This is a genomic window from Acidobacteriota bacterium (genome assembly GCA_016716905.1).
In the GTDB taxonomy this organism is placed as follows: Bacteria; Acidobacteriota; Vicinamibacteria; order Vicinamibacterales; family SCN-69-37; genus SYFT01.
In genome coordinates this window covers 1,508,143-1,522,115 of record JADJUS010000004.1, presented here as the reverse complement: position 1 = coordinate 1,522,115, position 13,973 = coordinate 1,508,143, and the positions used below count along the sequence as shown (strand labels likewise).

General features: G+C 64.1%; 12 protein-coding genes. 4 read left to right on the top strand and 8 right to left on the bottom strand.

Annotated features, from left to right (window positions below; translation table 11 throughout):
- Positions 1-22: 22 nt before the first annotated feature.
- Positions 23-2,860, bottom strand: a complete 2,838-nt coding sequence (locus IPL75_10770; protein MBK9240725.1) for an insulinase family protein — start codon at positions 2,858-2,860, stop codon at positions 23-25.
- A gap of 19 nt (positions 2,861-2,879) precedes the next feature.
- Positions 2,880-3,929 carry a PLP-dependent cysteine synthase family protein gene (locus IPL75_10765; GenBank protein MBK9240724.1) on the bottom strand — a complete coding sequence of 350 codons (1,050 nt, stop codon included), beginning with the start codon at positions 3,927-3,929 and terminating at the stop codon, positions 2,880-2,882.
- Positions 3,930-4,001: 72 nt separating this feature from the next.
- On the opposite strand from IPL75_10765, the gene IPL75_10760 reads away from it, so the two are divergent.
- Genes IPL75_10760 through IPL75_10745 form a run of 4 tightly spaced genes read left to right on the top strand, consistent with a single transcriptional unit; the run spans position 4,002 to position 8,488 of the window.
- Positions 4,002-4,697 (top strand): ABC transporter ATP-binding protein, encoded by a 696-nt coding sequence (locus IPL75_10760; GenBank protein ID MBK9240723.1) that lies wholly within the window; start codon positions 4,002-4,004, stop codon positions 4,695-4,697.
- The gene (locus IPL75_10755) at positions 4,694-6,070 is read left to right on the top strand and encodes an ABC transporter permease (protein MBK9240722.1); all 1,377 of its coding nucleotides are present in this window, start codon (positions 4,694-4,696) and stop codon (positions 6,068-6,070) included. Before IPL75_10760 ends, IPL75_10755 begins: the two co-directional genes overlap by 4 nt.
- Positions 6,071-6,093: 23 nt before the next feature.
- Positions 6,094-7,974, top strand: coding sequence for a DEAD/DEAH box helicase (locus IPL75_10750; protein MBK9240721.1), 1,881 nt, complete (start codon positions 6,094-6,096; stop codon positions 7,972-7,974).
- Between the two features lie 10 nt (positions 7,975-7,984).
- Positions 7,985-8,488 (top strand): YajQ family cyclic di-GMP-binding protein, encoded by a 504-nt coding sequence (locus tag IPL75_10745; protein ID MBK9240720.1) that lies wholly within the window; start codon positions 7,985-7,987, stop codon positions 8,486-8,488.
- Positions 8,489-8,560: 72 nt separating this feature from the next.
- Here the strand turns inward: IPL75_10745 and IPL75_10740 are convergent, their stop codons facing one another.
- The 6 genes from IPL75_10740 to IPL75_10715 form a co-directional block, all read right to left on the bottom strand.
- Positions 8,561-8,935, bottom strand: a complete 375-nt coding sequence (locus tag IPL75_10740) for a YraN family protein (GenBank protein ID MBK9240719.1) — start codon at positions 8,933-8,935, stop codon at positions 8,561-8,563.
- 179 nt (positions 8,936-9,114) lie between these two features.
- Positions 9,115-10,443 (bottom strand): acetyl ornithine aminotransferase family protein, encoded by a 1,329-nt coding sequence (locus IPL75_10735; protein ID MBK9240718.1) that lies wholly within the window; start codon positions 10,441-10,443, stop codon positions 9,115-9,117.
- Between the two features lie 6 nt (positions 10,444-10,449).
- Complete coding sequence (locus tag IPL75_10730; protein ID MBK9240717.1) at positions 10,450-11,871, bottom strand: cysteine--tRNA ligase; 1,422 nt, start codon at positions 11,869-11,871, stop codon at positions 10,450-10,452.
- A complete protein-coding gene (locus IPL75_10725) occupies positions 11,871-12,158 on the bottom strand; it encodes a hypothetical protein (GenBank protein MBK9240716.1) in 288 nt (95 codons plus the stop codon). The genes IPL75_10730 and IPL75_10725 overlap by 1 nt, the downstream gene beginning before the upstream one ends.
- A gap of 49 nt (positions 12,159-12,207) precedes the next feature.
- On the bottom strand, positions 12,208-13,143 hold the full coding sequence (locus IPL75_10720) for a bifunctional riboflavin kinase/FAD synthetase (GenBank protein ID MBK9240715.1): 936 nt from the start codon (positions 13,141-13,143) through the stop codon (positions 12,208-12,210).
- On the bottom strand, positions 13,134-13,901 hold the full coding sequence (locus tag IPL75_10715; protein MBK9240714.1) for an MBL fold metallo-hydrolase: 768 nt from the start codon (positions 13,899-13,901) through the stop codon (positions 13,134-13,136). Before IPL75_10715 ends, IPL75_10720 begins: the two co-directional genes overlap by 10 nt.
- Positions 13,902-13,973: the final 72 nt, after the last annotated feature.

Sequence of the window (13,973 nt, the reverse complement as noted above, 5' to 3'; positions counted from 1 at the left end):
ACCTCTGAGGTCGTTTCCAACATCATCTCTCCGGCAGCAGCACCACTTTCACGTAGCGCGACATGTTGAGATAGGTGCGGGCGGCGGCCTGAATACTGGCCACGGTGAGCTTCTCGTAATACGAGGGAATGTCGAGCAGCGTCTCGGGCGCCTCGCCATGCTGGTACTTAAACGCCGTCTGGGACAGCACATACGCGTTCTGCTTGATGTTGGTCTCGAAATCGCGCAGCATCGCGGCCTTCACGTCGCTCACCTGCTTCTCAGTGGGTCCGCCGGCGACAAACGCCTGGATTTCCGCAAACACGCGCTTGCCCAGAGATTCGGTGCGGCTCGGGTCGCTGCCGAAACTGATCGACACCTGGTACTGTTCCTGCGGCCGATCCTCGTAGCTGGCGCCTACTCCAACGCTGTAGGTGCCGCCGAGTTCTTCCCGCAACGTCTCGCGCAGCCGGGTCTGCAGGATGTCGGCCATCGCGCGGATGGCGACGCGCTGCTCCTGGTTGTACTGAAATGGTCCGTTGAAGATGACGGCCGTCTGGCTCTTGGGTTCGATGCCCTTCTTGACCTCGCGCTCGACCACACCCTCGGGTGTGCGCTCGCCGATGTCCTTCCAGGTCTCCTTGCGGCCGGTTGAGGGCAGGCTGGCAATGTAGCGCTCCACCAATGGACGCATGACGGCCAGATCAAGGCTGCCGACAAACACAAACGTGAAGTCACCCATGTCGGCGAACCGATCTTTGTAGAACGCCATCGCCGTGTCGAGGTTGATCGTGGCGGCCTGCTCGGGGGTGAGCGTCCGCGACCGTGGATGATCCTGCGTCATGGTCTTGTTGACCATCTCGGCGAAGGCAAACTCGGGCGACGCCTGCTGGTTCGCGAGCATCGACTTCATCTGGCTCATCATGACGCCGAACACCACCGGGTCCGCGCGCGGCTCCATCACCCGCAGCCAGGCCAACTGGAACATCGTCTCCAGGTCCTTCTTCGCCGCGCGGCCGGACAGGCCCTCTTCAAGCTCCGCGATCGAGGCTGACGCCGAGGCGACTTTTCCGGCCATGGCCTTGCCCAGTTCGATGTTGCTCAACTTGCCCAGGCCGCCGATGCCCACCAGAGTTGACGCGTTGCCGGCGGAGAGAAAGTCCGCATCACTCGCCAGCGAGCTGCCGCCGGCACTGAAGGCGCGAAACAGGATCTCGTCTTCCTTGAAGTCGGTCGGCTTGAGCACCACCTTGATGCCGTTGGACAGGTCCCACTCGGTCACGCCGAATCCGCGGGGCGTCTCTTTGGTGACCCGGCCGGGCGTGGGCGTGGTCGTCATGAGCGTGGTGGCGGTCACGGTGTCCACGTAGGCGGTCAGAGGCGCGGACGCACCGGCTGCAATCGCCGCCGCCAGCTGACTTTCTGTCGGCAGTGGCACGCCTTCCTTCTTGGGCGCGCTCACCAGCACCACCCGATTCCCCTCAGGCACCCACTCCGCCGCCAGGCCGTTCACCTCAGCAAGCGTGATCGTCGGCACCATCTTCCTGGTGAGATCGACCTCAAACGCGAGTCCAGGAATCGGCTCACCCTGTGTCACCGCGCGAATGTATTCAGCGGCCAACTGCCCCGACGGCCGTTTGTCTTTTTCGGCCAGCGCCTGCTCAAGGCCACGCAGGAAGTTGGTCTTCTGCCGATCGAACTCGGACTGGGTGAACCCGAACTTCACCACGCGCTCGGCCTCGGCGTAGAGCGCGGTCAAGCCCTTCTCAATGCCGCCTTCCTTCACCATGGCGTTGAGCATGGAGGCTTCGGCGCTCTTGACGAACAACCCGCGCGCCGCACCCGCCGCCATGAACGGCGCATCGGGCTTCTGCGACATCTCACCAAACCGGGCGTTCAGCATCCCGGCGAACATGCCTTCCACAATCTGACGGCGGTACGAGCCCACGGTGGACTGATCGCGCAGGGCCATCTTGCCGTAGACACTCACGGTGGTCATCGGCGCTTCGGCGTCGCTCGCGATGGCATACAGCGTGCCTGGTTGCGGCGGCACCGCATAGGTGGGCAGCGGACGCGGATTCGTCGCCTTCGGCATTGCGCCAAAGTGTGTGGTGATGAGCTTCTGCATCGCCGCCACGTCGAAATCGCCGACCGCAATCACCGTCATCAGGTCGGGCCGGTACCAGTCTTTGTAGAACCGCGTCAGGCTCTCGTGTTTAAACGTCTGCAGGTTCTCCACGGTGCCAATCGGCAGGCGCTCCGCATATCGCGAGCCCTTCAGCAGGGTGGGAAACTGCTGGTCCTGCATCCGCGCACCGGCGCCGCGGCGCAGGCGCCACTCTTCGATGATGACGCCGCGCTCCTTGTCGATTTCGGCCGGATCAAAACTGACGTTCCGGGCCCAGTCCTCCAGGATCAACATGGATCGGCTGAGGACCTCTGGTTTGTCGGTCGGCACCTGCAGCATGTAGATCGTTTCGTCGAAGCTCGTGGACGCGTTGATGCTCGGACCGAATCGCATGCCGATGGACTCGAGGAACGCCACCGTTTCAAGCTTCGGGAAGTTCTTCGTCCCGTTAAATGCCATGTGCTCGACGAAGTGCGCCAGGCCCACCTGATCGTTGTCTTCAACCAGCGACCCGACATTGACCACCAGCCGCAACTCCGCGCGCCCGGCGGGCAGCGCGTTTTTGCGAATCATGTACTTCAGGCCGTTCTCAAATTGCCCGGTGGTGACGTCCGGGTCCACCGGCAGCGCCTGCGTCAGGGGCGGCGCTCCCGCCTGTGCGAACAGGGCTGTGTGTGGCGTGGACGAAATCGCGGCGGCGAGAACGACAGCCGAGGCGATGCCCACGACGAACCGGCGGATACATGCAGTCATGAAAGGTCTCCCAAACCAATTACATGGCAACTGGCTGATCAATGCAAAGGGCGCATACCCGTTGACATGCCCGGAAACCGACCACTTCCACCTGCGGCGACATGTAGTCATTCCGAACAGGTTCAGGGCGCAGCAGGTCCGTGCTCAGGTATTTCTTGTTGCTGTCGGCAAACACGGTTGCCACCACGGCCTGCGCTCCCAGCGAGTCCTGCACCTTGAGCGCGCCCAGCAGATTTGCCCCCGACGAGATGCCCACCGCCAGTCCGTGCTGCGCCAGCCGCTGTGCCATCAGGATCGAGTCGCCATCGGGCACCGCCACAATTTCATCAAGTTCGTCGAGCTTGACGATGGCGGGGATGAACTCGTCGGAGACGCCCTGAATGCGATGATGCCCGACTTTATGACCCGTGGACATCGTCGGCGACTCGGCGGGTTCGAGGGGATGAATGCGCACCGACGGGTTGCGGCGCCGCAGGTACCGGCCCACTCCCATCACGGTGCCGCCCGTGCCGACACCCGCGATGAACGCGTCTGGCATGAGGCCCACCTGTGCCAGCTGCGACCAGATCTCGGGCCCGGTTGTCTCGAAGTGCGCCTGGACGTTTGCGGCGTTTGAAAACTGGCACGGCAGGAACACGCGCGGCGTGGATGCCGCCAGCGCCTCGCTGCGGCTGATGCTGCCCAGAAATCCGCCATCGGCCTTGCTGACCGGCACAATCGACGCGCCAAATGACGCAATCAGCGACATGCGCTCGGTGCTCATCCAGTCGGGCATGAAGATGGTGACGGGATGGCCGAGCGAGCGCCCCACGGCAGCGAAGGAAATGCCCGTGTTGCCGCTGGTGGCCTCGGCGATCAGGTCACCAGGCTGAATCGTGCCGAGGCGATAGGCGTGTTCGAGGATGTGCAACGCCATCCGGTCCTTGATGCTGCCGGTGAGATTGAGCGACTCGTACTTCGCGTAGATGACCCGAGGCTCGCCCTTGTAGATGAGGTCAATGGCCAGAAGGGGCGTGTTGCCAATCAGGCGGTGGAGGGCACGAAAACGTTCAGTCAGATAGTCAGGCATGTGCAAGACCCTCTCAGGTCCAATTGTCCCACTTTTCGTGAAGCGCGGACGGCTGGTGTACATTCGGCGGTCATGCTCCACACGCGACACCTCTGCCGCCACTACCCGATGGGCGGCACCATCGTGAAGGCTCTCGATGACCTGACGCTGGACGTCGCCGAAGGCGAATTCGTGGCGCTGGTCGGCACATCGGGATCGGGCAAGTCCACCCTGCTGAATCTCATCGGCGGACTCGACCAGCCCAGTGCCGGATCCCTTGAGGTGCGAGGCCGCGATCTGGCGCGCATGACCCGCGACGAACTCAGCCTGCATCGGCGCAACACCGTCGGCATGATCTTCCAGTCGTTCAACCTGGTGCCGTCCATGACCGCCGTGGAGAACATCGCGCTGTCGCTGATGTTCGCCGGCGTGCCTCGAGCCGAACGCGATCAGCGCGCGTCGGCGTTGCTCGAAGCGATGGGACTTGGAGGGCGTCAACGCCACCGGCCGAAGGAACTCTCAGGCGGCGAACAACAACGGGTCGCTGTTGCGCGCGCGTTGGCCAACCAGCCACCGCTTCTGCTCGCCGACGAACCGACGGGCAACCTCGACAGCCGCACCTCACGTGAAATCATGGATTTGATCCGAACGTTGAACGAGCGCGACGGCAAAACCATCATCCTCGTCACCCACGACGCCGCGCTCGCATCGACCTACGCACGCCGCACAGTCACGCTTCTGGACGGGCACGTGATCTCTGATACCGCTGCCGAATTGGAGCGGGCATGACGTTCACCGACACCCTCTTGCTCGCATTCAGGAACCTGCGTCAGTCACGGCTGCGCACGAGCCTCACCACGCTTGGCGTGGCGATTGGGATCGCGTCACTCGCTGGCATGGTCTCACTCGGCGTGGGGTTACAGGAGCAGGTGGTCGGCCGGCTCACCCAGTCCGGCGTGTTCGACAGCATTACGGTGACCTCGGGCCGCGCGAACATACCTGGCTTGGGCGGGATGGGTCGCGGACGCGCCGCCGGCCGTGGCGGACAAGGTGGCCAGGGCAGCACGACCCCCACAACACCCGCCGCTCCACTCGACGACGCGGCGGTTGCGCGGTTCGCCGCGCTCTCCCATGTGCGCGACGCCTACCCCACGCTGCGCATCCCGATGTCCTACAAGTACGACGGACGCACAAACGCGGCGCTGGCCGCGGGCATTCCGGAATCGTCACGTGGTGAAGGCGCGTTCCAGTCGATCACCCACGGAACGTTTTTCCCTGACGCCACAGGCGCGTCCGTGATGCTCACCCTTGAAATGGCCCAGCAACTGAATGCTGATGCCCCGGCGTCACTGGTGGGCCAGACACTCGAGTTGTCGTACGCCGACAGCGCACCCAATGCCGGAGGCACACCGGAGTTTGTGGCCGGTGTCCAGGTCACACGCGTCAGCCTGCCGTTCACCATCGTCGGCATCGTTGAGCGCGATCCCGCGCCGGGCGCCAACCTGGGCCTGTCCGCCGTCATGATCCCCCTCGAGCAGGCCAAGGCGATTAATGCCCGCGCCATCGCGAACCCGCAAGCCTTCCTCCAGGGCGCGGCGCCCCAGACACGTCGCTACACCGGTGTCACGGTACGCGTGAACTCCGCGGCGAACACCCAGGATGTGCAGGATCAGATCAAGGCGATGGGATTCACGGCGTTCTCGCTGAACGATGCGCTGCAAGGCGCCAAACGCGCGTTCCTGCTGCTCGACATCCTGCTCGCACTCGTCGGGTCCATCGCGCTGGCTGTCTCGTCGCTCGGTATCGTCAACACGATGGTCATGTCGATTCTCGAGCGCACGCGTGAAATCGGCATCATGAAAGCCATCGGCGGCAGCGACCGCGACGTGCGCGGCATCTTCCTGGTTGAAGCCGCGACCATTGGCCTCATCGGCGGCGTGGCCGGCATCGTGCTCGGCTGGGGCGTGGGCCGGCTCATCAACATCGGCGCGAATATCTACATCGAACGACAAGGCGGCACCGCCGGCGACCTGTTTTCTCTCCCCTGGTGGCTGATCCTGGGCGCCATGGCCTTCGCGCTGGTCGTCAGCCTTGTCGCCGGGAGCTACCCAGCCCGGCGCGCGGCCCGGTTGGACCCCATTCAGGCCCTCAGGCACGAATAGCCCTCAGGCAGTACAATTGATCGGTGAGTAGCAAAGAGAAAGATCCCGATACCTCTACCCCTTCCCCTTCTGGTTTTGCCGCCCTTGGGCTTGTTGACGCACTCGTCAAGGCTGTCGCCGCCCTCGGATACGAAGAAGCCACCCCGATTCAGCGCGAAGCCATTCCGGTCCTGCTGTCGGGCCGCGACATCATCGGCCAGGCCGGCACCGGCACAGGCAAGACGGCGGCGTTTGCGCTGCCCCTGCTGCACCGGCTGATCGAAACGCCCGCCGAGAAGAAGGGCGCCGTGCGCGCCATGATTCTTGTGCCGACCCGCGAATTGGCCATGCAGGTGGCTGAGGCCATCCACAAGTACGCGAAGAAGACGACCCTGGCGGTGGTGCCTTTGTACGGCGGCGCGCCGATGGATCAGCAGATTCGCGCCCTCCGTCGCGGTGTGGACATCGTGGTGGCCACGCCCGGCCGCGCGCTCGATCACCTTCGACGCAAGACGCTCGACCTGACGTCGCTTGAAATTCTTGTGCTCGACGAAGCCGACGAGATGCTGGACATGGGCTTCGCCGAAGACCTTGAAGCCATCCTGACGTCCACGCCTGAAACGCGGCAGACGGCATTGTTTGCGGCCACGATGGCGCCGCGGATCGCGTCGATTGCCGAGCGCCACCTGCGCAAGCCGGAGCGCATCACGATCAAGGCCGAAAAGCGCGCCCCGGGCAAGATGCCGCTCGTGCGGCAGGTAGCCTACATGGTGTCGCGCCAGCAGAAGGGCTTTGCGCTGGGCCGCATCCTGGAGTTTGAAGATCCGACGTCGGCCATCGTGTTCTGCCGCACGCGCATCGAGGTGGACGAACTGACCGACACGCTCAAGTCACACGGCTACGGCGCACAGGCGCTGCACGGTGGCCTCGATCAGCGACAGCGCGATCGCGTCATGCAACTGTTCCGCACCGGCAAGTCCGACGTGCTGGTGGCGACCGACGTCGCCGCGCGCGGCCTGGACATCGATCACGTGTCGCATGTCATCAACTACGACATTCCCACGGCGCCAGAGGTCTACATCCACCGCATCGGCCGCACGGGACGAATCGGGCGCGAAGGTGTGGCCATCACGCTCGTGGACCCGCGCGAACAACGCACGCTCCGCTACATCGAGACGCTGATCAAGCAGAAGATCGAGATCGGCACACTGCCGACCCTGGCGGCACTCAAGGCCAAGCGGCTGGACACCACCCGCGCAGCGCTCGTCACGCGCATTGCGGCCGGCGACCTCGACGAGACGCGCGCACTCGTGCAGTCACTGGCTGAAGACTTCGAGATGGTGGACATCGCGGCGGCCGCGCTTGCGATGTTCCAGGCTGAGTCAGATTCGCCGACGGCCAAGGCCGCCGACACCGAGATTCCACCGCCGCCTCCGTCCCGGCCGGCGCGCACGTACGGCGCCCCTTCGTCGCGTCCTTACGGCGCGGCGTCTTCGGACCGGCCCAGGCCGTATGGCACGAAGACCTACGGCGATAAGCCTTACGGCGACAAGCCCTACGCCGCCAAGTCCTATCCAGCCAAAGCGAGCGCTGCACCAGACGACGCGGCAGAGGCGGTAAGCGATCGCCCGCGGCCGCCGCGCGACCGCGCAGACCGCGCAGACCGCGCAGACCGCGGTGATAGCGGCGGCAGTCGTGTCGTCCTCGCCTTCAGCGTCGGAAAAGACGATGGGGTGCGACCGGCCGATTTGGTGGGCGCAATCACCGGCGAGGCCGGGATCACCTCACGCGACCTCGGCGCCATCCGCATCAACGACCAGTTCTCGACCGTGGAGGTCTCGGAAGCCCTGGCGACAAAGGTCGTCAAAGCCATGAAGGGCAAGACCGTGCGCGGCGAGAAGGTGGACGTCAAGCCCATGGGCTAAAATCTCTCCCATGGCTGCCCAGGCATCATTCGACATCACCTCAAAGGTTGACCTCCAGGAAGTTGACAACGCCATCAACCAGGCGAAGAAGGAACTCGCCCAGCGCTACGACTTCAAAGGGTCGAAGTCCACGATCGAGCTGAAGGCCAAAGAGAACCTGATCGAGCTGGTTGCCGACGACAACTTCAAGATGGAGGCGGTCTGGGAGATCGTGCTGACCCGCCTGATTCGCCGGGGCGTTCCCACCAAGAACCTGAAGCCCGGCGACATTGAGCCCATCGGTGGCGCGCTCGTCAAGCGCAAGGTGGAGCTGCAGCAGGGCATCAGCTCGGATGCAGCCCGCGACATCACCAAGTTCGTGAAGGAACAGAAGCTGAAGAAGATTCAGGTCACCATCCAAGGCGACCAACTGCGCGTGACCTCGTCCTCAAAGGACGAGTTGCAGAACGCCATCCAAATCCTGCGGGCGCAGGACTTCGGCGTTGAACTTCAGTTTGGAAATTTCCGGGACTGAATTGAGAAGACGACCTCAGAGGTCGTTTCCGGCGCACTCCTGGAAAACGACCTCTGAGGTCGTTTTCTCAATTCAGTGCGCGAGGAAGGCTTCTTTGATGACCTTGACCTTGGTGTCGCCGGTGCCGAGGCCGTCGATGGCCACCACGTCGAACCGGCACGGGTCTTCCAGGCGACCCACCCACCCAAGATAATCAAGCGCCATGGCGGCGATGCGCCGCTGCTTCCAATCGGTGACGCTCTCGGCGGCTGAGCCATACCGGTCGGTCCGGCGGGCCTTCACCTCCACAAACACCAGCGTCCCATCGTCTTGGGCGACGATGTCAATTTCTCCAAACCTGGTGCGGTAGCGGCGCGCAAGAATTACGTACCCTTGGCGACGAAGTTCCTCAGCCGCGAGGTTTTCGCCAGTTTTTCCGGCCTCGTAGTTACCGTAGAGAAGTCGCACGACCTGATGACTAGCAAATCGGGTACCACTCTTGTGATCCCGCAGTTCCGGGCGTTCCCGAGGACCCTGCTCTCGACCAGGAACTTCTTACGTCCCCGGCAAGCCCACCCTTACTTTTTTACAAGGCGCCAGTTCCCCAGTTTCCACCTTCGCTCCTCCGGAGCTACGGCGGACAGGCCTCAGTTCCCCAGTTCCCCAACCGCCTGTTCGAAGACGTCCAGGACCGAGTCGATTTGGGCGGTGGTGATCACCAGCGGGGGGGCGAAACGGAGGGCGTTGCGGCCGGCGCCGAGGATGAGGACACCACGTTTGAACATGGCTTGCACTATGCGGTCGCGCTCGGTGGTGGCGCGCTCTTTGGTCTGGCGATCGCGCACCAGCTCCACGCCGACCATCAGTCCCTTGCCGCGGACATCGCCGATGAGCGGGTATTTGTCCTTGAGGGCGAGCAGGCGGTCGAGCAGGTGGTTCCCCACTGTTTCCGCGTTCTGGATCAGTCCCGCACGGAGCACCTTGATGGTCTCGAGCGCCGCGACGCAGCTCAGCGGATTGCCGCCAAACGTGCTCGCGTGCGCCCCTGGCGGCCAGTTCATGACATCGGCCCGGGCGGCGGTGACGCTCAGCGGCAACCCCGATGCAATGCCTTTGGCGATGGTGACGATGTCGGCTTTGACGCCGAAGTGTTCGGCGGCAAACATCCGGCCGGTGCGGCCCATGCCGGACTGCACCTCGTCCATGATGAGCATCATCCCGTGTTTGGTGGTGAGGTCGCGCAGCCGTTGGTGGAACACCGGCGCCGGCACAACGTACCCGCCCTCACCCTGAATCGGTTCCACAAGCACGCCCGCCACTTCATCGGGCGAGACCAGGTGCACCAGGATCTGCTCTTCGACAAAGCCGAGGCACTCGGCCTGGCACGACTCAGGCTTGAGGCCCACCGGGCAGCGGTAGCAGTTGGCGTAGGGCGCGTGGAACACGCCCGGCATCATCGGACCGAAGCCCCGGCGCTGGATGAACTTGCTGGACGTGGCCGCCAGCGACCCCAGCGTGCGGCCATGGAACGAGCCCAGGAACGCGATGATGTTCATCCGCTTCGTGTGGTACTTCGCCAGCTTGAGGGCCGCTTCATTGGCCTCGGTGCCGGAGTTGCCGAAGAACGAACGGACCTCCCCATCGATCGGCACGATGGCCGCCATCTCTTCGGCCAGCTGCACCTGGGGCTCGTAGAAGAAGTCGGTCCCCGACATGTGCAAATACTTGTGGGCCTGGTCCACGATGGCCTTGACCACGTCGGGATGGGAGTGGCCCGTGCTGGTCACCGCGATGCCCGCCGCGCAGTCGAGGAACACGTTGCCATCCACATCTTCGACCACGGCCCCTTCGCCCCGGGCCATCACAAACGGATAGTCGCGGGTGTAGGACGTGGACACGCGCTTGGCGTCGCGCGCGATGATCGCTGCGGCCTTGGGGCCCGGCAGCGCGGTCTTGATGTTCGGTGTGGTGATCATGGCCAGCTACTTTCGCTTCCACCTGGTGCCGGTGGGAGAATCCTCGAGAATGACGCCGCGCGCCTCGAGACCTGCGCGAATGGTGTCGGCCTTCGCGAACTGGCGATCGCGCCGGGCCTGGCGGCGCTCGTCGATGAGCGCGCGAATTTCCTCTTCGGGCACGGGGGGCGCGGCTTCTTCGCGGCGTCGCAACGCCACCACGCCCAGCACCTTGTCGAACTCTTCGAACGCGTCGCGAATGAGCGCCGCGTCGGCGGCGCCAAGCGCCCGGCCCCCGTCCTGGTCCATGGCCGCATTCATCTCGCGGAGGAGTTCAAACATCACCCCGAGGCCGCCGGGCACATTCAGGTCCGAAGCAATCTTGCTGCGGAACTCATCACGCGCCGCCGCAACTCGCGCCGCGATTTCGGGATGCGCGTCGCCCCCGGTCACACGGTCGATGCGCGCCAGAAAGTCCGTGAGGCGCGTCAACGCGGCGTCGGCCTGGGTCAGAATCTCGAAGCTGAACGTCAGCTGTTTGCGATAGTGCACGGAAATCAAGGCGTAGCGGAGCGCCGACGCCTTGAAACCACGGTCGAGAATGTCCTGCACGTTGTAGACGTTCCCGAGCGACTTCGACATCTTCTCGTGGTCGAGGTTCAGGAACTCTACGTGCACCCAGAACCGCGAGAACTGCCGTCCGGTTGCCCCTTCGGCCTGGGCGATCTCGTTTTCGTGGTGCGGAAAAATCAGATCGATACCGCCGCCGTGAATATCGATGGGCCCGTCGCCCAGCAGGCGCAACGCCATCGCGGAGCACTCGATGTGCCAGCCCGGCCGTCCCGGACCACAACCGTAGTCCCAGGTGGGCTCGCCCGCTTTAGTGGCCTTCCACAAGACGAAGTCGCGCGCATCCTGCTTGTCGTACGTATCGGTATCCACCCGGGCGCCGGCCTGGATGCCCTCGTGGTCGAGCCGCGCGAGTTTGCCGTAGTCGGGCAGGGTTGCGATGCGGAAATATGTCGATCCGTCCGACTCGTAGGTGTGGCCACGCGTCTTGAGCTGCGCGATCATGTCCACCATCGCGCGCAGGTTCGCCTCATCGGTCGCGCGCGGATTTTCTTCCACCGGTTCCAGGCCCAGGGTCGCGCAATCATCGCGGAAGGCCTTGATGTACAGGTCGGTGTAGTCGCGCAGCGACATGCCGGCCTGCTGCGAGGCGTTGATGGTCTTGTCGTCCACGTCGGTGAAATTCATGACGTGGCGCATGCCATAACCCTCCTGATGACGGAGGGCGCGGCGTAACACATCCAGGCTGATAAACGTGCGGAAGTTCCCGATATGGCCGCGGGCATACACCGTCAGGCCACACGTGTACATCCGGACCGTCGTGCCATCAGCGGGCACGAAGTCTTCTTCGGTTCGAGTCAGGGTATTAAAAAGGCGCATCAGACCCTGGCTGCTGGCAGGGGATGCGTGACGACTGACGACTTCTCGCCGCAGCGCACCGTAATTTCCACGGCGGTGCCCGGCGATCGGAAGTCCAGTTCCAATCCGGCATCGGCCGCGAGCGTCCCGGCGGTCAGCGCCCCAATGGCCTCGGTCAAGGCGCCCACGAGCGCGCTCGCGTCGCTTTCCGAACCGCCTGCGGCCACCACGTACCGGCCACCCACTTCGGGCGCCAAATTCCGAAAACGTTCGTCCGCGGGGACTATCAAATTCACCGGATCCGCCATCGTGCCCCAATTCTACCCGCAAGGACGCGGGCGCCGTAACCCCCAGCCCTCACAGGCCCTCACGCTCGATCACACGGCGTCCGGCCTCGCAGTCGAGGCCGATCTGCGCGCTCAGGGCCTCCAGGCTGTCAAATTTTTCTTCAGGCCGCAGCCACTCCACAAATTCCAGCCGCATGGATGAGCCGTACAGGTCCATCGCCCCATCAAGCAGGTGCGTCTCAACGGTGACCGGGCCGTCGCCGGTGATCGTAGGACGGACGCCGAGGCTGGTCACGGCCGGGTGCCGGACGCCGTCAACGACGGCGATGGTGGCGTAGATGCCGTAGGCCGGAAGCAGTTCGTTGGCGACATGCAGATTCGCGGTGGGAAATCCAAGGAGCCGCCCGCGTTTTTCGCCATGCACCACCACACCGTCCAGAAAGTAGTAGTGGCCCAGCAACTCGGCCGACTCGCCCACCCGGCCCTCTCCAATCAGGCGCCGTATCCGCGTGCTCGAGACGACAAAATCGCGGTACCGCACCGGCTCGATGTTCCCGGTGAGGAACCCGCGGTCTTCGCCAAGGGCTTTGAGGAGCGTGAACGTGCCGAGGCGCTCCCGGCCAAACAGGAAGTTGGCGCCCACCCACACCTCGGCCACCTGCAACCAGTCCACCAGCACCCGATCGACAAACGCTTCGGGTTCCCAACGCGCCATTTCCGGGGTGAAATGGACCACCGCCACCCCATACACACCGGCGCGTTCGAACGTCTCGAGCCGCTGCGCGAGCGTCATCAGCATCAGCGGCGCCTTGTCGGGCCGCACCACACGCGGGGGATGGGGATCAAACGTGACGACCACGGGGTTGCCCCCGCAGGCGGCCGCCTGGGCCTTGACGCGGTCCAGGATCTTCTGGTGTCCGCGGTGCACTCCGTCAAAATTTCCGAGTGCGGCGACGGGACGAGGCCAGTGCGGCGGCGCGTCTGCCGGAAAGTGCGCTATATGCATGCGACCTGCAGACCATCGTATGCGAGCGCCATGCCGTCGGGAAGTGACGCGCACGTCTCGGCGTGGCCAAGGTCGTGGCAGCAGTGCGTGAACAGCGTCTGACGCGCGCCAAGTTGGCGGGCCACCGCCACCGCTTCGTCGATCGAAAAGTGCGTGGGGTGGCGCTTCCGGCGCAGGGCATCCAGCACCAACACATCCAGCCCCTGGAGTTCGGCCATCGTCTCGTCAGGGATTTCATTGCAGTCGGTCAGATAGGCGAAGGTGCCGATGCGGAAGGCCAGCACCGGCCGTCCGCCATGCAGGACCCTGAGCGGCTGGATTTCCGTCCGCCCCAGGCAAAACGGCCCGACGATGGTGTTGAGACGCAGGTCGGGTACCCCACCGCCAGCGGACCCGCCGGTCTCGAAGACGTAGCTGAACACCCGGCGAATGTCGGCGAGCGTCGCCGCGTCGCCGTACAGCGGCATCGGGGCCCGCGTCATGTGGTTGTAGCGACGCACCTCGTCGAGCCCGAGGATGTGGTCGGCGTGTGAGTGCGTATAGATGACCGCGTCAACCTTCCTCAGGTTGTGGCGCAACGCCTGCTGGCGCAGGTCGGGTGTCGTGTCCACCAGAATCCTCATCCCGTCGTCGCACTCCAGGTACAGCGATGGACGCAGGCGGGAGTCGCGCGGGTCCTGCGAACGGCACACCGCGCAGTCGCAGCCGATCATCGGCACCCCGTGTGATGTGCCCGTCCCGAGAAACAACACCTGCATCACCAAGGATTATTTGCCATCTCGCGCTTGCGGTTGGTTATAAATGACAGCAATGCCCACAGCAAAACGCGC

What these genes read in the sequence shown, in the direction of transcription:
- IPL75_10735 (MBK9240718.1), bottom strand. Translation starts at nt 10,443, where the DNA reads ATGATCACCACACCGAACATCAAGACCGCGCTGCCGGGCCCCAAGGCC.
- IPL75_10755 (MBK9240722.1), top strand. Translation starts at nt 4,694, where the DNA reads ATGACGTTCACCGACACCCTCTTGCTCGCATTCAGGAACCTGCGTCAG.
- IPL75_10760 (MBK9240723.1), top strand. Translation starts at nt 4,002, where the DNA reads ATGCTCCACACGCGACACCTCTGCCGCCACTACCCGATGGGCGGCACC.
- IPL75_10770 (MBK9240725.1), bottom strand. Translation starts at nt 2,860, where the DNA reads ATGACTGCATGTATCCGCCGGTTCGTCGTGGGCATCGCCTCGGCTGTC.
- IPL75_10745 (MBK9240720.1), top strand. Translation starts at nt 7,985, where the DNA reads ATGGCTGCCCAGGCATCATTCGACATCACCTCAAAGGTTGACCTCCAG.
- IPL75_10715 (MBK9240714.1), bottom strand. Translation starts at nt 13,901, where the DNA reads ATGCAGGTGTTGTTTCTCGGGACGGGCACATCACACGGGGTGCCGATG.
- IPL75_10720 (MBK9240715.1), bottom strand. Translation starts at nt 13,143, where the DNA reads ATGCATATAGCGCACTTTCCGGCAGACGCGCCGCCGCACTGGCCTCGT.
- IPL75_10765 (MBK9240724.1), bottom strand. Translation starts at nt 3,929, where the DNA reads ATGCCTGACTATCTGACTGAACGTTTTCGTGCCCTCCACCGCCTGATT.
- IPL75_10725 (MBK9240716.1), bottom strand. Translation starts at nt 12,158, where the DNA reads ATGGCGGATCCGGTGAATTTGATAGTCCCCGCGGACGAACGTTTTCGG.
- IPL75_10730 (MBK9240717.1), bottom strand. Translation starts at nt 11,871, where the DNA reads ATGCGCCTTTTTAATACCCTGACTCGAACCGAAGAAGACTTCGTGCCC.